Origin of the sequence: Nonomuraea coxensis DSM 45129, assembly GCF_019397265.1 — a bacterium.
Taxonomy (GTDB): Bacteria; Actinomycetota; Actinomycetes; order Streptosporangiales; family Streptosporangiaceae; genus Nonomuraea; species Nonomuraea coxensis.
In genome coordinates this window covers 4930139-4954000 of the sequence record NZ_CP068985.1, presented here as the reverse complement: position 1 = coordinate 4954000, position 23862 = coordinate 4930139, and the positions used below count along the sequence as shown (strand labels likewise).

The 23862-nt window shown below is 71.3% G+C and carries 22 protein-coding genes and 2 pseudogenes; 14 read left to right on the top strand and 10 right to left on the bottom strand.

Annotated features, from left to right (window positions below; translation table 11 throughout):
* Positions 1-981, bottom strand: coding sequence for a pirin family protein (locus Nocox_RS23330; RefSeq protein ID WP_020540389.1), 981 nt, complete (start codon positions 979-981; stop codon positions 1-3).
* A 364-nt stretch (positions 982-1345) separates the two neighbouring features.
* Here Nocox_RS23330 and Nocox_RS44220 point away from each other — a divergent pair.
* Both Nocox_RS44220 and Nocox_RS43205 read left to right on the top strand, forming a co-directional pair.
* Positions 1346-1426 (top strand): annotated as a pseudogene (locus tag Nocox_RS44220) (hypothetical protein); the annotation flags it as partial.
* 310 nt (positions 1427-1736) lie between these two features.
* Positions 1737-2039 (top strand): Lrp/AsnC family transcriptional regulator, encoded by a 303-nt coding sequence (locus tag Nocox_RS43205; protein WP_246649509.1) that lies wholly within the window; start codon positions 1737-1739, stop codon positions 2037-2039.
* Between the two features lie 5 nt (positions 2040-2044).
* Here the strand turns inward: Nocox_RS43205 and Nocox_RS23320 are convergent, their stop codons facing one another.
* On the bottom strand, positions 2045-2863 hold the full coding sequence (locus Nocox_RS23320) for an SDR family NAD(P)-dependent oxidoreductase (RefSeq protein ID WP_020540391.1): 819 nt from the start codon (positions 2861-2863) through the stop codon (positions 2045-2047).
* 43 nt (positions 2864-2906) lie between these two features.
* Positions 2907-4907, bottom strand: a complete 2001-nt coding sequence (locus tag Nocox_RS23315) for an AfsR/SARP family transcriptional regulator (RefSeq protein ID WP_020540392.1) — start codon at positions 4905-4907, stop codon at positions 2907-2909.
* Between the two features lie 79 nt (positions 4908-4986).
* Here Nocox_RS23315 and Nocox_RS23310 point away from each other — a divergent pair, with 79 nt between their 5' ends.
* On the top strand, positions 4987-5859 hold the full coding sequence (locus tag Nocox_RS23310) for an alpha/beta hydrolase (protein ID WP_020540393.1): 873 nt from the start codon (positions 4987-4989) through the stop codon (positions 5857-5859).
* A gap of 7 nt (positions 5860-5866) precedes the next feature.
* Here Nocox_RS23310 and Nocox_RS23305 read toward each other — a convergent pair whose 3' ends face one another.
* The gene (locus tag Nocox_RS23305; RefSeq protein ID WP_020540394.1) at positions 5867-6226 is read right to left on the bottom strand and encodes a hypothetical protein; all 360 of its coding nucleotides are present in this window, start codon (positions 6224-6226) and stop codon (positions 5867-5869) included.
* Between the two features lie 146 nt (positions 6227-6372).
* Here Nocox_RS23305 and Nocox_RS23300 point away from each other — a divergent pair, with 146 nt between their 5' ends.
* From Nocox_RS23300 to Nocox_RS23290, 3 genes are all read left to right on the top strand, one after another.
* Positions 6373-9540 carry a Tn3 family transposase gene (locus tag Nocox_RS23300; RefSeq protein WP_020540395.1) on the top strand — a complete coding sequence of 1056 codons (3168 nt, stop codon included), beginning with the start codon at positions 6373-6375 and terminating at the stop codon, positions 9538-9540.
* A gap of 54 nt (positions 9541-9594) precedes the next feature.
* Positions 9595-10035, top strand: coding sequence for a VOC family protein (locus tag Nocox_RS23295; RefSeq protein ID WP_020540396.1), 441 nt, complete (start codon positions 9595-9597; stop codon positions 10033-10035).
* Between the two features lie 116 nt (positions 10036-10151).
* Positions 10152-11135, top strand: coding sequence for a winged helix DNA-binding domain-containing protein (locus Nocox_RS23290; RefSeq protein WP_246649889.1), 984 nt, complete (start codon positions 10152-10154; stop codon positions 11133-11135).
* A gap of 42 nt (positions 11136-11177) precedes the next feature.
* Here the strand turns inward: Nocox_RS23290 and Nocox_RS23285 are convergent, their stop codons facing one another.
* Positions 11178-11486 (bottom strand): hypothetical protein, encoded by a 309-nt coding sequence (locus Nocox_RS23285; RefSeq protein ID WP_026213767.1) that lies wholly within the window; start codon positions 11484-11486, stop codon positions 11178-11180.
* A 144-nt stretch (positions 11487-11630) separates the two neighbouring features.
* Positions 11631-12121, bottom strand: a pseudogene (locus tag Nocox_RS23280) (DUF4158 domain-containing protein).
* 265 nt (positions 12122-12386) lie between these two features.
* Here Nocox_RS23280 and Nocox_RS23275 point away from each other — a divergent pair.
* Positions 12387-13322: a tyrosine-type recombinase/integrase gene (locus Nocox_RS23275; RefSeq protein WP_148031684.1), complete on the top strand. Its 936-nt coding sequence runs from the start codon at positions 12387-12389 to the stop codon at positions 13320-13322.
* A 51-nt stretch (positions 13323-13373) separates the two neighbouring features.
* Here the strand turns inward: Nocox_RS23275 and Nocox_RS23270 are convergent, their stop codons facing one another.
* A complete protein-coding gene (locus tag Nocox_RS23270; protein ID WP_020540400.1) occupies positions 13374-13709 on the bottom strand; it encodes an alpha/beta fold hydrolase in 336 nt (111 codons plus the stop codon).
* 82 nt (positions 13710-13791) lie between these two features.
* Here Nocox_RS23270 and Nocox_RS23265 point away from each other — a divergent pair, with 82 nt between their 5' ends.
* The 4 genes from Nocox_RS23265 (at position 13792) to Nocox_RS23250 (ending at position 17417) form a co-directional block, all read left to right on the top strand.
* The gene (locus Nocox_RS23265) at positions 13792-14379 is read left to right on the top strand and encodes a TetR/AcrR family transcriptional regulator (RefSeq protein ID WP_020540401.1); all 588 of its coding nucleotides are present in this window, start codon (positions 13792-13794) and stop codon (positions 14377-14379) included.
* Between the two features lie 616 nt (positions 14380-14995).
* On the top strand, positions 14996-15316 hold the full coding sequence (locus Nocox_RS23260; protein WP_020540402.1) for an STAS domain-containing protein: 321 nt from the start codon (positions 14996-14998) through the stop codon (positions 15314-15316).
* A 215-nt stretch (positions 15317-15531) separates the two neighbouring features.
* Complete coding sequence (locus Nocox_RS23255) at positions 15532-15999, top strand: pyridoxamine 5'-phosphate oxidase family protein (protein ID WP_020540403.1); 468 nt, start codon at positions 15532-15534, stop codon at positions 15997-15999.
* An 833-nt stretch (positions 16000-16832) separates the two neighbouring features.
* Positions 16833-17417 carry a DinB family protein gene (locus Nocox_RS23250; RefSeq protein ID WP_020540405.1) on the top strand — a complete coding sequence of 195 codons (585 nt, stop codon included), beginning with the start codon at positions 16833-16835 and terminating at the stop codon, positions 17415-17417.
* A 315-nt stretch (positions 17418-17732) separates the two neighbouring features.
* Here the strand turns inward: Nocox_RS23250 and Nocox_RS23245 are convergent, their stop codons facing one another.
* Positions 17733-18524, bottom strand: coding sequence for a helix-turn-helix domain-containing protein (locus tag Nocox_RS23245; RefSeq protein ID WP_020540406.1), 792 nt, complete (start codon positions 18522-18524; stop codon positions 17733-17735).
* An 86-nt stretch (positions 18525-18610) separates the two neighbouring features.
* On the opposite strand from Nocox_RS23245, the gene Nocox_RS23240 reads away from it, so the two are divergent.
* From Nocox_RS23240 to Nocox_RS23230, 3 genes are all read left to right on the top strand, one after another.
* The gene (locus tag Nocox_RS23240; RefSeq protein WP_020540407.1) at positions 18611-19045 is read left to right on the top strand and encodes a hypothetical protein; all 435 of its coding nucleotides are present in this window, start codon (positions 18611-18613) and stop codon (positions 19043-19045) included.
* A gap of 194 nt (positions 19046-19239) precedes the next feature.
* A complete protein-coding gene (locus Nocox_RS23235) occupies positions 19240-19719 on the top strand; it encodes a MarR family winged helix-turn-helix transcriptional regulator (RefSeq protein ID WP_020540408.1) in 480 nt (159 codons plus the stop codon).
* Positions 19720-19722: 3 nt separating this feature from the next.
* A complete protein-coding gene (locus Nocox_RS23230) occupies positions 19723-20973 on the top strand; it encodes an epoxide hydrolase family protein (protein WP_020540409.1) in 1251 nt (416 codons plus the stop codon).
* 304 nt (positions 20974-21277) lie between these two features.
* On the opposite strand, the gene Nocox_RS23225 is transcribed toward Nocox_RS23230, so the two are convergent.
* Positions 21278-22408, bottom strand: a complete 1131-nt coding sequence (locus tag Nocox_RS23225) for an acyltransferase family protein (RefSeq protein ID WP_246649506.1) — start codon at positions 22406-22408, stop codon at positions 21278-21280.
* A 4-nt stretch (positions 22409-22412) separates the two neighbouring features.
* The gene (locus Nocox_RS23220; protein WP_020540411.1) at positions 22413-23771 is read right to left on the bottom strand and encodes an alpha/beta hydrolase; all 1359 of its coding nucleotides are present in this window, start codon (positions 23769-23771) and stop codon (positions 22413-22415) included.
* Positions 23772-23862: the final 91 nt, after the last annotated feature.

The window sequence follows — 23862 nt, the reverse complement described above, 5'->3', positions numbered from 1 at the left end:
TCACTCCTTCCCTGGGCCGGTGTGGGGGAGGCGGGCGGCGGGGACGACGCCGAGGCGGCCGGCCCGGTAGTCCTCCATGGCCTGGTGGATCTCGGCGCGGGTGTTCATGACGAACGGCCCGTAGTGGACGACGGGTTCGCGGATGGGCTGCCCGCCGAGGAGCAGCACCTCCAGGTTTGGTTCGGCGTGGGGCTGGGTGGGGGCGGCGTCGAGGGTGAGCGAGCCGCCCGCGCCGAAGACGGCCAGTTGTCCCTTGGCGACGGGGCGTCGTCCGGGGCCGGCGGTGCCGTGTCCGGCGAGCACGTACGCCAGGGCGTTGAAGCCGGGGTTCCACGGCAGGTCGAGCCGGGCGCCGGGGCTGAGGGTGGCGTGCACCATCGTGATGGGGGTGAAGGTGACGCCGGGTCCGGGGTGGCCGTCCAGGTCTCCGGCGATGACGCGCAGCAGCGTGCCGCCGTCGGCGGAGGCGAGCAGCGCGGACTGCCGGCCGCGGATGTCCTGGTAGCGGGGTGCGTGGAACTTGTGGGCGCGGGGCAGGTTGACCCAGAGCTGGACGCCGTGGAACAGCCCGCCGGAGACGACCAGGTGCTCGGGCGGCTTCTCGATGTGGAGCAGGCCGCTGCCGGCGGTCATCCATTGGGTGTCGCCGTCGGTGATCGTGCCGCCGCCGCCGGCGGAGTCCTGGTGCTCGAAGACGCCGTCGATGATGTAGGTGACGGTCTCGAAGCCGCGGTGCGGGTGCCAGGGGGTGCCTTTGGGCTCGCCGGGGGCGTACTCGACCTCGCCCATCTGGTCCATGTGGATGAAGGGGTCGAGCAGCGACTGGGGGATTCCGGCGAAGGCGCGCCGGACGGGGAAGCCCTCGCCCTCGTAGCCGCTGGGGGCGGTCGTCACCGAGCGCACGGGGCGCGGCGTGGCGGTGGCCGGGTCGGGGGCTGCGACGCGGGGCAGCGTCAGGGTGTCTGCGGTGACGGCGGGCATGACACACCTTCCAGGTTGAAGTTTCAACTTCTTAGGCCGTGCAACCGCCGGGGGCCCGCCGGCATTCCCGGGCGGCTGGATGTCGGATTCCGCCGCCCGCGGGGCCGCCGATGTCGGATGCCGGCGACGCGGGAGGAGCCGGCTGGCGGCCGGGGTTGTGACCGGGGCAAGGTGACGGGCCGGGCGACCGCGCCGCCCGCCGCGGTGCTGCTGCGCCGCCGTCCCGCCGCCGCTCGGCCGCCGTCCCGCACCGGCGCGCGCGAATCCGGGCGGGCTCCGCGGCGCCGGCCGGCCGGGCGCGTACGACGACCTGACCGCCGCTCCGGCCACCTTCCGCCGCCCGTGCCCGCCCGCCAGGAGAACCGTGGCGCACCAGACGCTCGACCTGCTCGACCTGAAGCTGCTGCAAGCGCTCGAACTCGACGGACGTGCCTCCTTCAGCCGCATCGGGAAGGTGCTGGGCGTCTCCGACCAGACCGTCGCCCGCCGCGTCCGGCGGCTGCGGCACACCGTACGGCTGCGCGTGACCGGCATGAGTGACGACAGCAGGCTGGGGCGTGAGAGCTGGATCGTCCGGCTGGCGTGCACCCCGAACGTGGCCGAGCAACTGGCCGCCGCGCTCGCCCGCCGCCCCGCCACCCGGTACGTCGACCTGCTGTCCGGCGGCACCGAGGTGATGTGCTGGAGGCCGCGACCGGCCAGTCCTCGGCCGCGACCAGGCGGCGGCTGGAGCGGCTGCGGGGGTGGGGGCGGGGGTGCTCTACTCCGCCGTCGAGTACGACCGCGAGCCGCTCGGCCAGGGCGTCGAGGCGATGTGCTGGCTGACCGTCGCCCCGTACGCGCTCGCCGAGGCCGGGCAGGCGGTGGCGGGGCACGGCGAGGTGCGGTTCGCGGCCGCCGTCACGGGCCGGGCCAACCTCGCCGTCCTGGTGCTCTGCCGTGCCACCGCCGACCTCTACGCCTATCTCAGTGACCGGCTCGGCGGGCTGACCGGCGTGCGGAGCGTGGAGACGACCCTCACCCTGCGCCGCGTCCAGGCCCTCACCTACGCCCCCTGACCGGGTCAGGTGGTGAGCATCGCCTCGCTGCGCTCCCACAGCAGCCGCGCCGTCTCCGGGTCGCCGGCCAGGCGGTGGGTGGGCGCGGGCCGGCGTCTGGCGTAGTGGCCGCCGGGCTCCCAGCCCTCGCCGGGCGGCGTGGTGGCCAGCCAGACGAGGGTGTCGGCGCCCTGCTCGGGCGTGAGCATCAGCCGCTTGAGCGGCGTGCGGTAGACGAGCCTGGCCAGGCTGTCGGTGCCGTCGGCGAAGTTCGTCGCGACCGCTCCGGGATGGAAGGAGGCCGCGGCGAGACCGGCGGCGCCGTGGCGGCGCTGCAGCTCGCGGGTGAACAGGATGTTGGCCAGCTTGGAGTTGGAGTAGGCGCGGGTGCCGGAGTAGCGGCGTTCGGCGTCGAGGTCGTCGAGGTCGAGGCGGGCGCCGCGGTTGAGCTCGCTGGAGGTGTTGATCACGGTGGCGCGGCTCTCCGTCAGGCGCGGCAGGAGCAGCGTGGTGAGCAGGAACGGCGCCAGGTGGTTGACCTGGAAGGTGCTCTCGTGGCCGTCGGCCGTCACGCGGCGCGAGCCCATGATGCCGCCGGCGTTGTTGGCCAGCACGTCGATGACCGGGTGGCGCTCCAGCAGCGTCCGCGCCAGCGCCCGCACCTCGTCCAGCCGGGCGAAGTCGGCCACGTGGAAGTCGGCCCCGAGCTCCTTGCCGAGGGCCTCGGTCTTGCCCGGCGAACGCCCGACGAGCACGACCCGCTCGCCGCGCCCGTGCAGGATGCGTGCGGCCGCGCGGCCGATGCCGTCGCTGGCCCCGGTAAGGATCATGGTCCTGGCCGCCATCGCAGCGTCCCTCCGCCGGAGGTCTCCCACCCTAACCCGCCCGTCACCCGGATGCCCGCCGGACGAGCGGCGTGAGCGCGGCCAGGTGGTCGGCGACCGGCCCCAGGGTGAGCAGGCCGCTGCCCGCGCCCGCCAGCTCACCGGCCGCGGGGGCCAGCGCGTCACGGGCCCGCCGCGCCGCCTCCCGGTGGCCTGCCGCGACCGCCGCCCGCGCCACCAGGCACCACATGGCCTCCAGCAGCAGGTCGCGCGGCGGGTCAGGCACCTCGTCCAGCGCCGCCGCGGCCTCCTCCTCCCGGGACTGGGCGGCCAGCGTCAACGGGCGGATCCACGGCTCGTACGGCCCCCAGTGCCCCTCCGCGTCCTGCACCTGTGGGGGCGGCAGGCCGCGGCGGACCCGCGCGCACAGCAGCGCCAGTGCCGGCAGCCCTCGTTCCAGCCCGGGCATCCCTGACCCGTCCAGCAGCCCGGCCGCCTCACGGTAAGCGGCCTCCACGCGGGCGAACGCGCCGGCCGCCGGGGAGCTCGTCCAGTCCAGGCGCAGGGCCCGGTACCAGCCCGTGAACACCTCCACCAGCGGCCGTTCGTGCCGCTCGGCGAGCCGTTCCGCCGCGGCGGCGTGCCCGCCGGCCCCCGCGAAGTCGCCCACGGCGCAGCGTGACTGCAGCCGTACGAGGTGGCCGAGCACCTCGAAGGTGACCAGCCCGTGCCGCTGCGACAGCGTGATCAGCTCGGCCCCGACGGCGTCCCGGCGCCCGGACAGCCCCGCGCGTCCGAAGCTCTGCATGAACACGGCGTTGAGCGCGAAGGCCAGCAGCGCCGGATCGTCCAGGTCGCGGGCCAGCCGCTCGGCCAGCCGGGCCGCCTCCGGGCCGCGCGGCCCGTGCCCGCCGCGCGTCTCCAGCCCGATCGCCGCCAGCAGCCGCGCCCGCGTCGCCTTGCGCGCCCGCGTCCCGTCCGGGGGCAGCGCGGCGAGGGCGCGCTCGGCCGCCGCGACCACCAGCGCTGCCTGGGCAGGGTCGTCGGACCGGGTCCAGATCGCCGGTACGTCGAACGCCCCGATCACCCGCGCCGTCAGCTCGGCGTCGCCCAGTTCCTCGGCCGCCGCGACGGCCGCCACCCGGTGCCGACCGGCCGCCTCCAGCCCCGCGCCGCCCGTGACGGCCAGGTCGCGCATGAGGGTGACCGTCGACTCCAGCCGCGCCCGCGCCCCCGGCGGCGCGCTGCGGTCGTAGGCGGCGGCCGCCCGCGCCCACACCGTGTCCGCCGTGCCGGAGGCGGCGGGGTCGAGATGCGGCGCCTGGCGCAGGATGTCCGACTCCAGCCGGCGCAGTGCCGGCCCCGGATCCACGCCCAGTTCCTTGACCAGCAGCGCCCGCGCCCGCCGCAGCACCGCCAGCGCGTCCCCTTGCCGCCCCGCCCGGTACAGCGCCAGCGCCAGCAGCCGCCAGCCGTCCTCCCGCCACGGGTGCTCGGCCACGTGGGCGTCCAGGTCGGGCACCGCCTCGGCCGCCGGGCGTACGGCGAGGCGCGCCTCGGCCCGCCGTTCGACGGCCTGCAGCCGCAGCTCCGCCAGCCGTGAACGCTCGGCCCGCGCCCAGTCCTGCCCGGCGAACTCGGCGTACGCCGGACCCCGCCACCAGCCCAGCGCCTCCTCCAGCCGGGCGAGCGCCTCCCGGGGCGGGAGCGTGCCGGAGTCCGCCACCGCCCGCTCGAACCGCCAGGCGTCGACCGCGTCGGCCTCGGCGCGCAGCGCGTATCCGGGGCCTTCGGTGACCAGCAGCCGCGGCGCGGCGCGTGGCGGCCGCTCCGGTTCCAGGGCGCGGCGCAGCGCCGCCACGAACGTCCGCACCGCGCCCACCGCGCCGCCCGGCGGGTCGTCCTCCCACAGGTCGGCCACCAGCAGCTCCACGGGGACGACGCGGCGGCGGGCGACGATCAGCCTGGCCAGCACCGCCCGGTGCCGCGGCCCCTTGACGTCGATCGTGTCGCCGGCGTCGTCCCAGGCCGTCACCGGCCCCAGCACCCCGAACCGCACCCCCACCCTGTCGACCGTAGCGTGCTCATCGGATGCTCATCGCCGCCCGGCAGGCTGGGAGCCGACCCCGACGAGAGGAAACCCCATGCGGATCCCAGGCTTCGACTACCGCCGCGTCCCGGTCGCCGGCGGCGTGGTGCTGAACGCGGCCGTCGCCGGCTCCGGCAGCCCCGTCGTGCTGCTGCACGGCTTCCCGCAGACCCATCTGATGTGGCGGCACGTGGCCGCCCGCCTCGCCACCGCCCACACGGTGATCTGCCCCGACCTGCGCGGGTACGGCGCCAGCGACAAACCCGCCGAGACCGGGCCCGGCACCTACAGCAAGCGCACCATGGCCGCCGACGTCGTCGCGCTGGCCCGCGCCCTCGGGCACGAGCGCTTCGCGCTGGCCGGCCACGACCGCGGCGCCCTGGTCGCCTTCCGCGCCGGGCTCGACCGCCCGGCCGCGATCACCCATCTCGCCTGCCTCGACGTCCTGCCCACGCTCGACATGTGGGACGTGATGCGCGGCGCGGACGCGGCCGTCGGCTTCCACCTGTACCTGATGGCGCAGCCGCCCGGTCTGCCCGAGACGATGATCGCGGCGAGCGCGGACGCTTTCTTCGGCCACTTCCTCGACCTGTGGACCGGCGACGCGGGGGCGATCCCGCCCGGCGTCCGGGCCGCCTATCTGGACGCCTGCCGCGCGGCCGTGCCCTCGATCGTGGCCGACTACCGCGCCTCGGCCGGCGTGGACGCCGAGCACGACCGGGCCGACCGGGCGGCGGGCAGGCGCCTCGCCATGCCGGTCACCGTGCTCCAGCAGGACTGGGGCGCGGCGCTCGGCTACGACGCGGCGGCTCTGTGGCGGGCCTGGGCCGGCGATCTGGACCACCGGACCGTCGCTTTCGGCCACTTCATGGCCGAGGAGGCCCCCGCCGAGGTCGCCGAGGCCCTGCGCGACCTGCTCGCCCGGTGAGACGCGGTCAGGCCGCCTCGGTGAGGATCCTCACCAGGTCGTGCGGGGCGTCGCGCATGAGGTTGTGCCCGCCGTCCAGGGCGATCGCCCGCCACGCCGGGTCCTCGCGCAGCCGCTCGTACGTGGTGGTGAAGGGGGAAGGGCCGTCCCAGCCGGTCGCGTACACGTACGTGCGCCGGCGCACCCGCTCCAGCCCGCCGGTCAGGCGCAGCGGCTGGAGCAGCGAGGCGAGCGGGTGCGGCGTGGCGCGCGGGTCGAAGAACGGCAGGGGGCGCGTGGCGCAGCCGTCGGCGGTCACGTCCAGGTACCAGCGCCGTTCGTTCTCCGAGGCCAGGTCCCAGCAGGAGTCGCCGTCGCCAGGGACCATCGCGTCCAGGTACGGGGGCGAGGAACCGGCGGACAGCCGTTGGCGCTGAGAACGATCAAGAAGCATTGAAGGCTGAAACATCCTCACCTGTAACGCGTTAATCACTATGAGTTGATCGCGCCCGATATGGCCCTACCGTGCGGGCTATGCCTGCGGAATTTCTGTCTGCCGAGCAGAGGGCCGCCTACGTCTCGTTCATCGAGGTGCCATCGCTGTCAGACCTGGAGAAGTTCTTCTTCCTGGACAGCTTCGACCGGCATGTGATCGCGCAGTCGAGGGCCGATTCTCACCGGCTGGGCGTTGCCGTTCAGATCGGGACCGTTCGGTACAAGGGGTTGTTCCTGGAGGATCCGCTGGCGGTGCCCTGGCCGGTGGTGGACTACCTGGCCGAGCAGCTGGGGATCGGTGACACGTCGCAGGTCAAGAAGTATGCCGAGCGGCTCAAGACGACGTACGAGCACGCGTGGATGATCCGGGACGCCTACGGTTACCACACCTTTGATGACACCAGCAGCTGGAGCGAGCGGCAGCTGACGCGCCAGTTCCGGACCTTCCTGCATGGCCGGGCGTGGACACACGCCGAGGGGCCGGTGGCGCTGTTCGAGCAGTCGGTGGCGTGGCTGCGGCGGCATCGGGTGCTGCTGCCCGGGGTGACCGTGCTGGAACGCCTGGTGGGCAGCGTGCGGGAACGGGCCGACGTCCGCATGTACACCGTGGTGACCAAACAGGTGCACCGTGCCGATCCGAACCTGCCCGCCGCGTTGTCGGGTCTGCTGGTGGTGCCGGAGGGCTCGCGCATCTCGGAGTTGGAGAAGCTGCGGCAGGCACCCAAGCGCACGTCAGGGACGGAGATGGTGAAGGCGCTGCAGCGGGTGGACAACCTGGCCGGCTTCGGACTGGGCCGGGTGGCGGTGTCGAAGGTGCCGGTGCGGCGGATGAAGACTCTGGCCAAGTACGGGGCGGGCAGCAAAGCGCCGGCCCTGGACCGGCTGGTCGAGCCGCGCCGGACCGCGACGCTGCTGGCGGTCACCCGGAGCCTGGAGGCCGAGGCGATCGACGACGCCCTCGATCTGTTCGCACTGCTGATGGCCACCAGACTGATCAGCCCGGCCCGCCGCAAGTCCGCCGACGAACGGCTGCGGATGCTGCCCCGGCTGGAGCGGGCCTCCAAGCTGGTGGCCAAGGCCGGACGCGTCCTGGTCGACCAGCTCGACCTGATCGACCACGAAGGCGCCGACCTCGACGTGGCAGCGATGTGGACCGCAGTGGCCGAGATCGCCGGCACCAGCAAGGAACAGGTCCGCGCGGCGCTGGACGTGGTGGAGGACCTGGTCCCCGAGGACGACGGCGCGGCCGAGGCGGCGATGCGCGCCGCGCTGGTCGAGAAGTACCACACCGTACGCCCGTTCCTACGGCTGCTGGGCGAGTCGAAGGCGCTGTCGGCTGCACCGGGCGGGCGCCGGGTGCTGGCCGCGGTGCGCCGGCTGCCGGAGCTGTCGCGACGGCAGGTCAGCAAGAAGCCGCTGCTGCCCAAGGAGATCGACGCCGCTTTGGTGACCGCGTCGTGGAAGCGGGCGGTGTATGCCAACCCGGACCTGCCGCAGGGTGCGGTGGATCGGGACGCGTACGTGGTGTGCGTGCTGGAGCACCTGCTGCGGGCTCTGACGATCAGGGATGTGTTCGCCTCGCCGTCGCTGCGCTGGGCCGACCCGCGCGCGCATCTGCTGGCCGGGGCGCAGTGGGAGGCGATCGCCGAGGACGTGCTGGCCTCCCTGTCGCTCACCGACCCGGTCCAGAAGCATCTGAACGACAAGGTCGTGGCACTGGACGCGGCCTGGAAGCAGACGGCCGCCCGGCTGGAGGAGGCGGGCGAGGACGCGCTGGTCTCGGTGGTGACCCCGGCTGGCGGCGGGCGGGCCCGGCTGTCGGTGGAGAAACTCGGCGCGCTCGGCGAGAGCGAGTCGCTGGCCTGGCTACGGGCCGCCTGCCAGGCCATGCTGCCCCGCATCGACCTGCCCGAGCTGCTGCTGGAGGTGCACGCATGGACCGGTTTCCTGGCCGCCTACGTGCACCTGGCCGATGTCTCCACCCGCATGAACGACCTGCCGAGATCGCTGGTAGCACTACTGATCAGCGAGGCGTGCAACGTCGGAATAACGCCGGTGATCAAGGCCGGGGATGAGGCGCTGACCCGTGGCCGGCTTTCGCACGTGGACCAGAACTATGTGCGCGCTGAGACGCACGCCGCGGCCAACGCGATCCTGATTGAGCACCAGGGCCGGGTGCCAATCGTTGCGGAGTGGGGCGGTGGCTTGCTGGCGTCGGTGGACGGGCTGCGGTTCGTTGTCCCGGTTAAGACGATCAATGCCGGGCCCTCACCTAAGTACTACGGTTACAAAAGGGGTCTGACGTGGCTCAACGCAGTCAATGATCAAGTTGCGGGGATCGGGCAGATGGTGGTGCCGGGCACTCCCCGCGATTCCCTGTACATCCTGGACTGCTTGATCAACCTGGATGCCGGGCCAAAACCCGAGGTGGTCACGACGGACCATGCCAGCGACAGTGACATGGTGTTCGGGATCTTCTCCATGCTCGGCTACCGGTTCGCGCCCCGCTTCGCCGACCTGGGGGACCAGCGGTTCTGGCGCACCGAGCTGCCCGACCGCAGCACCGGCGACTACGGAGTGCTGGAGGCGATCGCCCGGAACAAGCTGAACCCCAAGAAGGTGACCACCCAGTGGCCGGACATGCTCCGCGTCGCCGGATCGCTGGTGACCAACCAGGTGCGCGCCTATGACCTGCTGCGCATGTTCGCCCGCCAGGGCAACCCGACTCCGCTGGGGCAGGCCTTCGCCGAGTACGGCCGCATCGACAAGACGATGCACCTGCTCAGCATGCTGGACCCGATGGATTCCAGCTACCGCCGCAGCCTGGGCAAGCAGTTGTCGGTCCAGGAGTCCCGGCACCGCCTGGCCCGCAAGATCTGCCACGGCAACGCCGGCCGGATCCGGCAGGCATATCGGGAAGGCCAGGAGGATCAACTCGCGGCTCTGGGACTTGTTGTCAATGCCGTCGTTTTGTGGAACTCACGGTATCTGTCGGCGATCGTGGACCAGCTGCGCGCCCAGGGTGTGCCGGTCAAGGACGAGGACGTGGCGCGGCTGTCCCCGCTGGGCCACGCCCACCTCAACTGCCTGGGCCGCTACGCGATCGCTTCCTCGGCCCCGGACAAGGGCCTGCGACCGCTCGGCACGGCGGCGCTGCCCGAGGTCAGTGCCGCCAGCACCACTATCGTGGACGATGACGGTGTCTGAACCCCTGACCGATGACCGTCTGAATGACGCCCAGCTCATGGAAGAATGCCACCTATGGCACGGTTTATCGGTTTCGGCAATGTAGTCCTGCCCGTGCGGGATCTGCCCGCCAGCATCGCGGCCTGGACCGCGTTGCTGGGCGGACCACCCGCGTTCCAGAGCGACGATTTCGCGGCGTTCTCCGGTGATGGCGTGGAGATCGGGCTCACCGCGGCGCCCTGGGTGGATCATCCGCTGGTCTTTTGGGCGGTCGAGGATATCGAACAGGAGCATCGCGCACTGGTCGCCGCCGGGGCGACGGCGATGACCGAGATCTCCGACGGATCGCTCGCCGAGGTCGGTACCGCCGAGGCCGCCGCGGGGGACAACATCGACCCGGCAACCGGCATCGTGGACATGCCCGGAGCCCGGCTGGCCGTCCTGAAGGCGGCCGACGGCAACCTGATCGCCATCACTCAAGAGGTACCGATGGACTGGTCGGCCGACCAGTCGTGAGATCGGGCGTACCCGAGCTGTCCCGGAGGGTACTGAACCGGACACTCCTGGAGCGGCAACTGCTGGCCCGGCGCGTTCCTCGTACTCCGCTGGAGGCGATCGAGCACCTCGTGGCGATGCAGGCACAAATGCCCAACGGACCTTATGTGGGGCTGTGGGCGCGGTTGGAGAACTTCCGGCACGATGACCTGACGGCCCTGCTCGAGAGCCGCGACGTGGTGCACGCCACTATGCTGCGCTGTACCCAACACCTGGCCAGCGGCGAGGACTTCCGTTGGCTGTGGCCGACGGTCGCGCCCGCTGTGCGGAAAGCCTTGACCGACGCGTACTACGCCACGCAGATCGAGGGGATGGATCTCGACGAGCTCGCCCGCGTCAGCCGACAGCTACTGACCGGAAAGACGCTCACCCGCCGGGATCTCGGCCAGTTGCTCACCGACCGATTCCCCGGCCGCGCCCCTGGCCGGCTGGCCGAGGCCATCGAGCTGCTGGAGGCGTTGGTGCATCCACCACCCCACTCCACCTGGGGCCGGTGGGGGCATCGGCGTGGGACACCGGTCACCCTGGCTGACGAATGGCTCGGCCGCCCGCTGACCGACGCGCCACAACCGGAGGCGATGGTCCTGCGCTACCTCGCCGCGTTCGGTCCAGCCAGTGTCATGGACATCCAGGCCTGGTCGGGATCGACCCGGCTCCGCAAGGTCGTCGAAGGGTTGCGGCCGAAACTGCGCGCCTTCCGGGACGAGCAGGGAGGCGAACTGCTCGACCTGCCCGACGCACCGCTGGGCGAACCGGACCGACCAGCGCCGGTCCGGTTCCTGCCCGCCTTCGACAACGCCGTCCTCGGGTACCGGGACCGGACCCGCGTGATCAGCGAGGAGAATCGCCGGCGGATCGCGCCCAGGGCCTCCGGGGGCGTGCCATTGTTCCTCGTCGACGGCTTTGCGGAAGGCAGCTGGACGCTCACGAACGGCCACCTGCACATCGCACCGTTCCGGCCACTGTCGGGATCCGAAAAAGCAGCGGTACGAGACGAGGCCGCCCGCCTGCTCGCGTTCGTCGCCCCGGACAACACCGAACCGTCGTTCACACTGGAGTAAGCCCGATCGGGACTCGGGCCAGGGCGAACCGGTCGAGGTTCATCACCTCGCCCCGCGCCGCGACGAAGTCGCGAACGGGCCCGCGAGGAGGATCGGAACGGGATTGTCGTCGACCGACTTGCCCTCCAGGTAGATGACGGTGGCCAGCAACGTGGCCAGCTGACGTGAGGGGCCGTGCCGGCGCAGCGTGGTCGCCGTGGCGGTCATCCCGTACCGGGCCAGGTCCACCATCCGCCGGTGCGGCACCCCCGGCGGCAGCTCCATCGCACCCAGGCCGACGCTGAGGATCTCCCCGGCGCGCTCCAGCGCCTTTCCATGTTCCGGCCCGAGGGCACCGACGGGCCCTTGCACCAGCGCTCCAGATCCGACGATCGCGCCCCTCCTGCACCTCCAGCAACCGGGCCAGGATCGCCTGTTGCCGCGGCGACAAGATCCCGTACAGCGTGTCGTGCAGCCGCTCGGTCGCCTCATCGCGCACCCGGGCGATCAGCCGGGTCAGCGTGGTCCCCCCGGCAGCAGCACCTTGTTGGAGCGCAGCCAGCTCACGCCGTCGATGAAGATGCTCTTCTTGCCGTCCCCGGTGTTCCACGCCCGCGCATCCACCCACGCGGTGAACTCCGCCTCGACCGCGGAGAACTCCCGCAGCCCGTACGCCTTCTTGATCTCGTCCTGGTGGCCGAACTGCGTCTGGCGCCGCTCGGTGTACTGTTTGATTGCGAGACGTCCGCCACGCCGAGCTGGTCGGCCAGGTAGTCGATCACCTCGGCCGGGACCTCCAGCGGGTCCGGCAGGAACCGGCCCACGTACCGGGCCGTGGTGAGTTGCAGGGCGAACCCGAGCCGGTGCTGATCGCCGCGGCGGCGCCCGATCAGCTTCCGGTCCGCGTCGTCGAGGAAGAACATCTTCTCCAGCTCGGCCCGCGTCGGTGCCCCTACGTAGCGGCCGTACGCGGCCGCCTCTTCATCGCTCAAGAACTCAACTGGCATGAGCCCCGAAGGTAGGACTCATCCATCAGCGCGGGCCAGGTGCAAAATCGAACTGTTACGGGGAAACGGCTTCGACGACCCTCTGAGCAGCACGATGGCCTTGCGGTGCGAATCAGCAGGATGGAGATCAATGGTTACGGGATAGCTGTTGTTATCTGGCAAGATGGCCGCTGCGGGCCGGGCCCGAGCTGGGCAACCGTCGTCCGGCGCGGATGCTTCGTTTCCCGGTTATCTGGCAACCTGGGGGATGGTGGAGGTCGGCACGGTGGATCCGGTCATCGCCGAGCAGCTCGGCCGCTCCCACCCGCTCGCCCGGCATCTGGACGACTTCCTCACCGACCTGGCCAACGCCGGGAAGTCGGCGCACACCCGGCGCGCCTACCGCGGCGACCTGATCGCGTTCGCCGCCCACCACGGCGAAGAACTCGCCGAGTTGACCGCCGCGCCGGTCCGCGCGTTCCTGGCCGAGCTCGCCGAGCTGTCGCCGGCCAGCCGCAAGCGCAAGCGCGCCGCCGTCGCCTCCTTCACCAAGTGGGCCGTCCGCCACGACCTCCTGGACGCCAACCCGATGGACCGCATCGACACCGTCAAAGTGCCCAAGAACCTGCCCCGCCCGGCCGCGGCCGCCGACGTGGCCAAGCTGCTGGCGGTGATCTGCTCGCGGCGGCCGCGCAAGGACCTGCCGCTGGACCGGCTACGCGACCGGGTACTGTTCGAGACCGTCTACGTCTGCGGCACCCGAGCCTCGGAAGTCTGCGGTCTCTATGTGGAGGATCTCGATCTGCGCCTAGACGACGAACACGTGCGCATCCACGGCAAGGGCGGCAGCGTCCGCACCGTCCTGCTCGACGACCGCGGCTACGTCACCCTGCTCAAGCTCTACCTCGCCCGCGCCGGCTACAGCGCCGGGCCGCTGTTTCGCGCCTCTATCAACGGCCGCGGCGGACCTCTGTCCTACGACGCCGCCCACCACCGCTGGCAGAACTACTGCCAAGCGGCCGGGGTGGAGATCGACATCCACCAGCTGCGCCACGCCCACGCCACCGAGCTCATCAACGCCGGCGTCTCCATCGAGGCCGTCCGCCGCCGCCTCGGACACGCCTCCACCGAGACGACCCAGTTGTACGCGCTGCTCGACGACAAGGTCGCCGACGCCGAGATCCGCGCCGCCCGCCGCCGCCGGGACCAGGCAACACGTTAGGGAAGCTTCGCAACCAAGAACAGCCTCAGCTCCCTGCAGTCAAGATCGTTCTCAGCGCCAACGGCTGTCCACCGGTTCCTCAACCCCGAGGTAGACCAGGGAGGCCACCCGCTCCGGCGTCCGGTCGGCGGCGCCGGTGACGACCATGCCGCCGTAGCTGTGCCCGGCCAGCACCGCGTCGCGTACGTCCTCGGCGGCCAGCAGGGCGGTCAGGTCCTCGACGTGGGTGTCGAGGTTGACGGTGCCGTGGAGCAGGTGGGCCCGCTCGGCGACGCCGGTGAGGGTGACCGGCAGGACGCGGTGGCCCTGCCGGCGCAGCTCCGCGCCGATGTCGGCGTAGCACCAGCCGCCGTGGCACATGCCGGGGACGAGGACGATGTCGGCCACTGTCGCTCCTGAAGTAGATCGAACTGATCGGTACGGTCCGGCGATCGTAACAGCCATCGCACCGACCGGTACCATCTGAGCCATGCCGGTACCCAAAGGCTCGACCATCGACCCCGCGCGCACCCACGCCGCCATCCTCCAGGCGGCCACCGCCCTGCTGTACGAACGCGGCCTCGACGGCATCGGCGTCGCCGAGCTGTGCACCCGCCTCGGCGTGTCCAAGGAGACCCTCTACCGGCACTTCGGCACCAAGGACGGCCTGGTGGAGGCCGTGCTGGAAGCGCGCAGCGACCGGGTGATCGCCTGGGTGGAGGCGGCCGTCGCGGCGGCCGGCGACGATCCGGCCGCCCAGCTCGCCGCCGTGTTCGACGCCCTGCGGCACTGGTACGAGGAGCCCGCCTTCCGCGGCTGCGCCCTCGTCAACGCCGCCGCCCAGCACCACGTCCCACGCGTGCGCGCCATCACCGCCCGCCACCTGGGCCGCCACCTCGCCCTGCTGACGCGGATCGCCGAACGCGCGGGAGCCACCGAACCCGGCCTCCTGGGCCGCCAGCTCCTCATGCTGGTCGAGGGGGCCACCGTCGTCGCCGCCCACCGCGACGAGCACGACCCCGGCGCCGAGGCCCGCGCCGCCGCCCTCACCCTCCTGTCCGCCGCCTGCGAACGCTGAGTACCGGCCGGGAGCGCGGCACATCGTGAGGTAGGCTAAGGAAACCGAGGACTTTCCGAGCGTCGGCACCCAGGTCGCGTCGCCCCCGGCGAACCACGACTCCAGGCCCGTTCACGGCGGCCTGAACAGGTCAGGCGACCATGACACCGAAGCCCCTCCCTCCCCCCGAGTCGCCGACGACGACCTCCTCACTCCGGCCGGCCAGCCCGCCGATCCGCGCCCCCCACGGGAACGGTCCCGCCCCCGGCCCCGAAGGCGGCCTCCCAGGTAGCGAAGGTGCCCTCCCCGGCGCCGAAGACGGCCTTCCTGGCGCCGGAGGCGACCTCCTCGGACCCTTGACCGTCGGCGCCCGCTTGACCGCCGACGCCCGCTTGACCGCTGGCATCCGCTTGACCGCTGGTGCCCGCTTGACCGCCGACGCTCCCCGGACCTTCGGCGTCCCCCGGAATCTTCGGCGTTCCTCGGATCTTCGGCGTTCCCGTGACCGGCGGCGTTACCCGGACCCGCCTGCCGGCCGGATCGAGCAGCCCAGGAGCCGCCCATGCCGGCGGCCCGGCCGCTCTCCGGCCGGCAGGCTTCCCACATCCCTTTGGCTTCCCCAAGCGAGGAGACTTCCATGACCGTCATAGACACCGCCCCGCTCGGCGCGGGCAGCCGTCCGGCGCCCACCTTCGTACACCTGACCGGTGAGATCGACATCTTCACGACGGCGCGGCTGCGCCAGCGGCTGATCGGCCTCCTCTCCCACAGCCCCGGCCGGCTCGTCCTGGACCTGTCCCAGGTCACCTTCTGCGGCACCGGTGGGCTCGCCGTGCTGCTCGGGGTACAGAAGCGGGCCCGTTCGCTGGGCATCCCGCTGGCGCTGACCGGCGTCCCACCGCGCATCGCCCGCCTGCTGCACGTCACCGGCCTGGAGAACCGCTTCCCACCCCTCTGACCGCCCGATCCCTGCCGACGAGGCTGCCGGAGGCTCTCGGCTGCCCGTCGCCGCCCCTGCGGAGGCTTCTCCCCGGCGGCTCGCTCGCAGGCGTGACGCTTCCACTCCACCTGATCACGGCGTCGAGTCGGGAAGGGCGTCAGCGCGGTCACATACCGGGAGTGGGCTGCGCGATGAGCCCTGGTCCTGTCGGTAGTCCCGGGCATGATGACGGCATGGCGTCATGGCAGGAGTTCGAGCAGCAGGCCCCGGAGCTGGGCAAGGTCGCCCGCAGGCTGGTGGAGGCCTACCGGCACAAGGTGCTGGCCACCTTGCGTAAGGACGGCTCGCCGCGGGTGAGCGGCATCGAGACGACATTGAAGAACGGCGAGCTGTGGATCGGGTCGATGGGAGGCGCGGTCAAGGCCCTCGACCTGCGGCGCGATCCGCGCATGGCCATCCACGTGACCTCACTCGCCCCCGAGGGCGACGACCCGTCGTCCTGGGAGGGCGACGTCAAGCTGGCCGGGCGGGCGGTGGAGACCACCGGCGGCGCGGACGCGCCGGAGACGCCCGAGGACGACGGATCGCACCTGTTCCGGATCGAGCTGACCGAGGTGGTCTGGACCCGGGTCGAGGGCGACGAACTGGTCATCGACTCCTGGAGGGAGGGGTCGGGCCCGCGCCAGGTCCGCCGCCGCTGACCAAGCCACACCACTCAAGGGATCGTGGCAGCCAGCAGTCCGCGCCAATGAGCAGGGCCGGTCCGGTTGGCAGGAGCCCTTCCGTTCGACGATATCCGGGCCGATGGGCAGAATCCGTGCCGCTCGATAGGTGTCCTGTGACAGCGAACGCTGATCATTGTCACCAAAGGTCCGCTTCACCCTCATCCCCACTCACGCCTTCCCTGACGGCGCCGAGTGGAAAGGGCTGATCGCCATCCTGGAGCAGACCCTGCTCCTGCACGAACACCGACCAGGCAGCCTCGTCACGCTGGACCGCTATCTCCACACTCGAAGTGGCGGCATGATCGGCGCCTTGTCACATCACATTCGCGGGGCCGGGATCGACGCCATCCTCACCGGCACCGAAAGATCACCAAGAAGAGCCTCGACGCCGTGCCTCTGGACTACGCAGCACACAAGACAGCGCGTATCTGATGGACGCCGATGGCCTGTTTCCTTACGGCTTTGTCGCGCTTCCTATCCCCGTCCGCCCTGAGAACCGCTGAGCCACCACCCAGCCAAGTGATCCGCCGCCGCCCCTCCTCAGGCCATCAAGCCCTTCAGCGCGTTGGTCGCCCCCATGCTCGCATCTTCGTCCACATGATGGCGTTGATCAACTACGCCACTGCCTACGGACTTCGCCGTGATCGACGATCAGCCATCGCAGTGCGGGGAGCGTGATCCCGTCCTCTGCGACGATCGCTGCGAGGACCTCGGCAAGCAGTGTGGCTGTGAGCGATAGTCGGCGGAGCCGACGACGCCAGGCAGCCCGCAACCTGAGCCCGCCGGCGCGGCTGACAGAATCGTGACCCGTGATCGACGATCTCGCGAAAGACAACCTGCACGAGAGACTGCGGCGGGACCGTAAGACGCTGCTCTGGAAACTCGACGGCTTGTCTGAATACGACGCCCGCCGACCTTTGACAGCGACCGGGACCAACCTCCTCGGCCTGGTCAAACACGTGGCCATCGTCGAGGCCAGGTACTTCGGCGAGGTCTTCGGCCGCCCTTCCCCGGAACCGCTGCCCCGATGGCAGGACTCCAGCAGCAGCGATCTGTGGGCGACCGAGGACGAGACCCGCGATCAGATCATCGGGTTCTACCGGCGCACGTGGGAACACTCGGACGCGACGATCAACGAGCTTCCTCTGGACGCCCCCGGCCACGTGCCGTGGTGGCCAGAGTCAACGCCTGCCTGGCACACGAACCTGTTCGCCATCATGGTCCATGTCCTCGGCGAGTCCACCCGGCATGCCGGGCACGCCGATATCCTGCGCGAGGGCCTCGACGGCCGAACCGGGTTGCGCGCCGAACACGAGAAGCAGATCGACGAGGAAGCCCGTGCAGCCTACTGCGCGAAGATCGAACAGGCCGCCAGGGCGGCCCGCACCGATTAAGGCTTAACCACAATCGCGCCACCGTGGCCGCGCCCTTGGTGGGGGCCACGGTTCACCTCCGCACCCACCAGCAAGATCACTCCAAACGCCACATGTCGGAGTGCTGCCACGCGCCCTTGACGACATCGAGGCGCTCTCCGCACGCTCGGCTCTTCTTGGGTCCGGGCTCTGCTGGAAGGATCCTCCAACCCAGATAACGATGACACTTGCTCCCGTGAGCTGATCCGCCTGCTGCTGTCTCGCTCGCTTCGTCACTCAAACGTCGATGGCACCCGCTCAACCTTCGCTGTCACAGGACAATAGGACCCGCGCCGTTCACCGGGCCGCGCCACGTTCCCGCAGGATGCGTGCCGAGGTCTCGTCGGCGGGCAGGAACGCCTCCAGCCGCAGCTCGGCCAGCGTCACGTCCACAGCCGTCGCGAACGACGTCAGCGTGGTGATGAGCCGCAGCTCCCCCTCCGGCACGCGCAACCGCAGCGGCACGGCGAAGCCGAGGTGCTCGGCGGGCGCCTCGAACCCCGGGAGATAACCGTCCAGTTCGGCGACGAACGCCTCCAGCTCCGGATCAGGGCCGCGGCCGAGTTGATCACGCAGGCTGCCGGTGATGTGCCGGCCCCACTCGGCCAGGTTCGCCACCCGGCCTGCCATCCCGTCGGGGTGCAACGCCAGACGCAGTACGTTGACCGGAGGCTTCAGCAGCTCTGGCGCCGCGCCCTCGCACAGCACCCCGAAGGCCGCGTTGGCGGCGACCAGGAGGCCGTGCGGCCGGACGACGACCGCGGGACAGGGCAGGTGGCCGTCGAGGATGCGGTCCAGCGCCTCGCGCACCGGGCCGAGCTGGGGTGCGTCCAGCGACGACTCGGCGTAAACAGGCGCGTACCCGGCGGCCAGCAGGAACGCGTTCCGCTCCCGCAGCGACAACCCGAGCGACTCGGCCAGCCGCACCACCATGGCCCGCCCCGGCCGCGAACGCCCCTGCTCAAGAAAGCTCAGGTGGCGCTGCGTCGTGTCCGCCCTGATGGCCAGGTCGAGCTGGCTGACACGGCGATGCGTACGCCAGCGGCGCAGCTCACGGGCGAAGTGATTGGGCTCAGCCGACACCGTCATGAACCCATTCATACTGGACGGCGTGCGCCGCGCCATTCCCTGCGGGGAATCGCGACCCCGCACCCGTCCGGCGCACACTTCCGGTCATGAGCAACACCAATGAGATCAAGGAATGGGCCGCCCGCTACGTCGCCCAGTGGAACGAACCCGACCCGGACCGGCGCGCCGCCCTCATCCGGGAGTTGTGGGCGCCCGACGGCGTCCAGGTGCTGGTCGATCCACCGCAGGCGGTGCGCGAGGAGGCAGCGAGACTGGCGTTCCCGGTGCCGCCGCTGGAGGCACATGGCCACGACGGCCTGGACGCCAGGGTACGGCGGGCCTACGAGATGTTCGTCGCGCCGGGGGAGCACGTCTTCGAGGCGGACGGGGAGCCGTTCGCGCTGCTGCCCGGCCTGATCGCCGTGCGCTGGTCGATGGTGTCGGTCAGCACCGGCGAGGCCGTCGGCGACGGCCTCGACCTCCTGGCCCTGGACGACGAGGGCCGCATCCGTACCGACCACCAGTTCATCGGCAGGAGCTGACAGCGCCGCCGCCGCACCCCTGCCGGGCGGATGAGAAGGTACGGCGGCGTCGCGCGCCTGCGCCGCCGAGAGGGCAAGCCCGGCCTCGCCCCGGCGCCGCACCCCGCGACCACCTCTGGGCCCGCTGTGTACCCGCTCCCATCCGGCGGCGAAAAGCGTTAGAAACTTAATTAAGTTCCTCATACACTTCTCCTGTGCCGTCCCCATCGCAGCCCGGCGAGCTCGACGTCGCCCACCTGACCTCCGTGCTGGAGGAGTTCACCCGGATGTTCATCCGCCTGCCCGCCGTGCAGCGGCTGAGCTTCACCACGCTGTCGGTGCTCCACACGCTGGCCGGTCAGGGCCCCAAACGCCTCACCGAGCTGGCCACGAGCGAGCAGGTCACCCAGTCCGCCATCACCCAGATGGTCACCAAGCTGGAACGCGACGGCCTGGTGGAGCGTCGGCCGGACCCGTCGGACCGCCGCGCCGTGCTCGTCGATGTCACCGCGGCCGGTGCCGCGATCGTGCACGGGCGGCGCGCCGATCGCATCGCGCATCTCGCCGAGCTCACCGGCGAGCTCACTCCCGCCGAGCGGGCGACCGTCGCGGCCGCCTTGCCCGCCCTCGCCCGTATGAGCGAGGTGAACCGGCGGCTCGCCGGAGAGCCTGGCGCGCCGCACAGGAGGAGATGACCCATGACCACGACGGAACCTACCGCGAACGGGAACGTCTCCTTCCCCCTGGAACCCACGCCGATCCACGTGCCCGACGATGTCCTGAACGACCTGCGTCGCCGGCTGGAGCTCACCCGCTGGCCCTCCGACGTCGGCAACGAGGACTGGTACTACGGCGTCAACGCCGCCTACCTGCGCGAGCTTGTCGATCACTGGCGCACCGGCTACGACTGGCGCAAGGCCGAGGCCGCGATCAACGCCTACGAGCACTACCGGGTGACCGTCGACGGCGTGCCGGTGCACTTCATGCGCCGCCCCGGCGTGGGCCCCGACCCGACGCCGCTGATCCTCACCCACGGCTGGCCCTGGACGTTCTGGCACTGGTCCAAGGTCGTGGACCCGCTCGCCGACCCAGCCGCACACGGCGGCGACCCGGCCGAGGCGTTCGACGTGATCGTGCCCTCCTTCCCCGGCTTCGGCTTCTCCGGCCCGCTGACCAGCCGGCCGGACATGAACTTCTGGAAGGTCGCCGACCTCTGGCACACGCTCATGACCGCCGTCCTCGGCCACGACCGGTACGCCGCCGCCGGCTGCGACGTCGGCGCGCTGGTGTGCGGGCAGCTCGGTCACAAGTACGCCGCCGAGCTGCACGGGATCCACATCGGTTCTGGCCAGATGCTGACGCTGTTCAACGGCGACCGGGCCTGGGACTTCAGCGGCGGCCGGCCCATCCCTGAAGGACTGCCGGCCGACGTCCACGCCCAGGTGATGGCGCTGGACAGGCGCTTCGCCGTGCACCTGGCCGCGCACATGCTGGCCCCGAGCACGCTGGCGTACGGGCTGTCGGACTCGCCCGCCGGGCTGCTCGCCTGGATTCTCGAACGCTGGATCAAGTGGAGCGACAACGGCGGCGACGTCGAGACCGTCTTCACCAAGGACGACCTCCTCACCCATGCCATGATCTACTGGGTCACGAACTCGATCGGGACGTCCATCCGCACGTACGCCAACAACAACCGTTACCCGTGGACCCCGTCCCACGACCGCCGGCCGCCCGTGGAGGCACCGACCGGCATCATGTTCGTCGGTCATGAGAACCCGCCCGGCGTCACGACCGACGAACGCGTCCAGCACTTCCTCGACAGCGAACGGGGCGCCTGGTACAACCACGTCAACCTCACCGTCCATGATCACGGTGGCCACTTCATCCCCTGGGAAATCCCGGAGGAGTGGGTGGACGACCTGCGCCGGACCTTCCGTGGCCGCCGCTGACCACACGCCTCTTCTCGCGCGGCCCTGGCTGCTCGTTCGCGCGTCTGCAGGTCTGGCTCTCCTGCCTTGCCGCCTGGCCCTGAGCCTGCCTTACCTCTGGTGGCCTGACGTCTGATGGCTTTACGTCTGATGGCTTTACGTCTGGCTGCTTTACGTCTGGCTGCTTTACGTCTGGCTGCTTTACGTCTGGTGGTGGCCTGACGTCTGGCCTCATGTCCGGCGTGATGAGTTCGAGCCGTGGTGACGCGTCCCGGACTCTGACCTCTGGGGCCGGTGCTTGGTTCCCCGGCCTGGGGTAGTGCCCTCACGACTGGGCTTGGGCTTCCTCCGCCTGGACCCGAGGTGCAGGCGGCCGAACCCGTTCGTAGGCATGGAACGCGCCCCAGCACACTGCCAACGCCAGCGCGAACGCCGGTAACCAAGCCAGTCTGGCCAGCACCCAGGACGGTTCGTCGGGCACGGTGTGCAGGCCGATCAACGGGCGGTCGGCGAGCAGCCCGAGCGTGGTGACCGCGATCATCGCCGTCTGATGCCAGAGGAAGATCGTCATGGCGGACAGGTTCGCCAGCGCCACGAACGCCCACACGGTGGGCCGCGCCAGCACGCGCCGCAGCGGATCCCGCAGCAGGAGCGCGGCTCCGCACTGGGCCAGCCCGAACACGGCGGCCACGAGCGTGGGCGGCGACTGGTTCGAGATGTGGGCACCCGGCACCCCCACCATGGAAGCCGGATAACCCGCCCACATGATCAGCAAGGCCGCGACGCCCGCACCGCAGGTCAGCAGCGCCCACCCGGTCGTCCGCTCATTCAACCGGTCACGGGCCCAGGCCGCCCCCAGGCAGTAGGGCACCAGCCACCCCGCCGCCAGATTCACCCATCCCACCCACTCAGGCCCACCCCATCCGAAACGCACCAGGTCAACGAGAGCGACCACGGCGAGCGGCCACGCCGGATGCAACCGCGCGACCAACGGCGTCACCGCCGTCAGCCCCGCATAGACCAGCAGGAACCACAGCGGAGACCACACCAGCTTGGCCAGCGCCTGCACACTCTTGAGATCGGCGCCCAGCGCGAGCATCACCACGGCCACCGCGCTCCACACCGCCACCACGGCCGTGACCGGCCGCAGCAGCCGGGCCATGCGCACCCGCAGCCACCGCACGTAGCCGACGCCGCAGGCGCGCGCGGATGCGTGGCTCCTGGCGGTCACCTGGCCGCCCACCAGGAAGAAGAGCGCCATGGTCTGCAGGACCCACGACACCGGGGCGAGGTACGGCATGTCACGCAGCGGGCTGGCGACGCGGACGCTGCCGCTCTCGACGACCAGCGCGCTCACCAGCCAGTGGCCGAGCACCACACCGCCGATGGCCAGGGCACGCAGGGCATCCACGGCCCGGTCACGCCCGGCCGGCGTCGTCCCTTCGACCTTCCGCACGAGATCACGCACGTCCGCCCACTTCCAGCGGCCTCGATGCGCTTCCGCCCACCTTGGGCAACGGCCTTATGGCATCCACGGCCGGTCCCGGCGTCCCCGCGGAGTGAGCTATCTGTCCCGGCGTCCCCGCGGAGTGAAGGGCTGGTCCCGGCGTGCTTGCGCGGTTGATGCCCGATCCCAGCGTTTCCGCCGGGTGGACGGCCCGTGTCAGCGGCTTCTGGCCGTTCACCGTGGATTCCGTGGCACTCGGGTGCGTCCGCCCTGGGGCGCTGATGGCCTGGCCACCTCTGCCCGGATGCGTCCGCTCGCGCCTGCTGTCGTCCGGTGATTGCGGGACGGGGGCCGGCCTCATCAGGGTCGGTCCCCGGCCTGCCTGAGAGGTCGCGGTGTCTGGTCGGGAGCGGCCGGGGTCGGCCTGGAGGGGATCCTGGCCTGTGATGATTCGTGCGATGTTGTGTAGGGCGAGGGACCCCTCCGTCAGGTAGTCGCTGTGGCCGCCGTCGCCCGCCGCGAAGACGCGCGCGCCGAAGTCAGGAGAGACCGGGTCGGCGCCCAGGCCGAGGGTGACGAAGAACAGGTGGAGACGGGTGTGCGGCACCAGACTGATCCAGTCGTGACTGGCCCGACCCGCCCAGACAGTCGCAGAGGTCCGTAAGGCGCGGGCGTTGTCCGCGCCGACGCCTGGGCTGCCGGTCAGCAGGATGCGGGCGACGTCCAGACCAGGTGCGGCTCGTGCGCACACCACCCCGCCGTACGAATGGCACAGCAGTGACACCCCGCCGCCGCCCTTCGCTGCCGCCAATCGCCGGACGAAGTCGCGCAGTCCGGCGGCGCCCTCGTCCGCCAGGTCCGACGTGAGTGTGTCCAGACTCAGCGTCGCCGGCGTCCGGTAGCCGAGCCAGGCGACGACCGCGTAGCCGTCACCGAGTGTCTGGTGCAGCCGCAGCGCGCCGCCGTGCAGCAGGCCGTACTTCTCGAGGTGGGTGTCGGCGCCGGGGACCAGGACGGCGACGTGCTCCGCCGCCGCCAGATCGCCGAAGATCTCCACGACCCTCCCGCCCTCCCGGCCGTCGAAGGACAGGAACCGGCGGCCAGGAGCGGCCATTGCTCGCAGTGCCGCGGCCCGCCGCAGATCGCCGTGCCGGGCTGCCGCGTCCTCGGCGGCCAGGACGTCGCTCCGGCTGGTGGCGTATCTGTCTGTCAGAGCCCGCGCGGTCAGCTCTGACAGAGGAGCCGCGCTCGCGGGGACGGGCGCGGGCACCGCCGCGGGGCGCGCCGCGCCGATCACCGGCGCCGCCACCGAGGTGGCGACGGACAGGGACAGCAGGGCACGGCGTAGCCGGAGGAGGTTCGACTGGATCACGCGTTCGAGAGTGCCGCAACGGGCCGCCGCGCCGCATCGGACCGTCGTCTGCTCTTTTCGCCGTTGAAGCAGACCACGGTTGTACGACCTG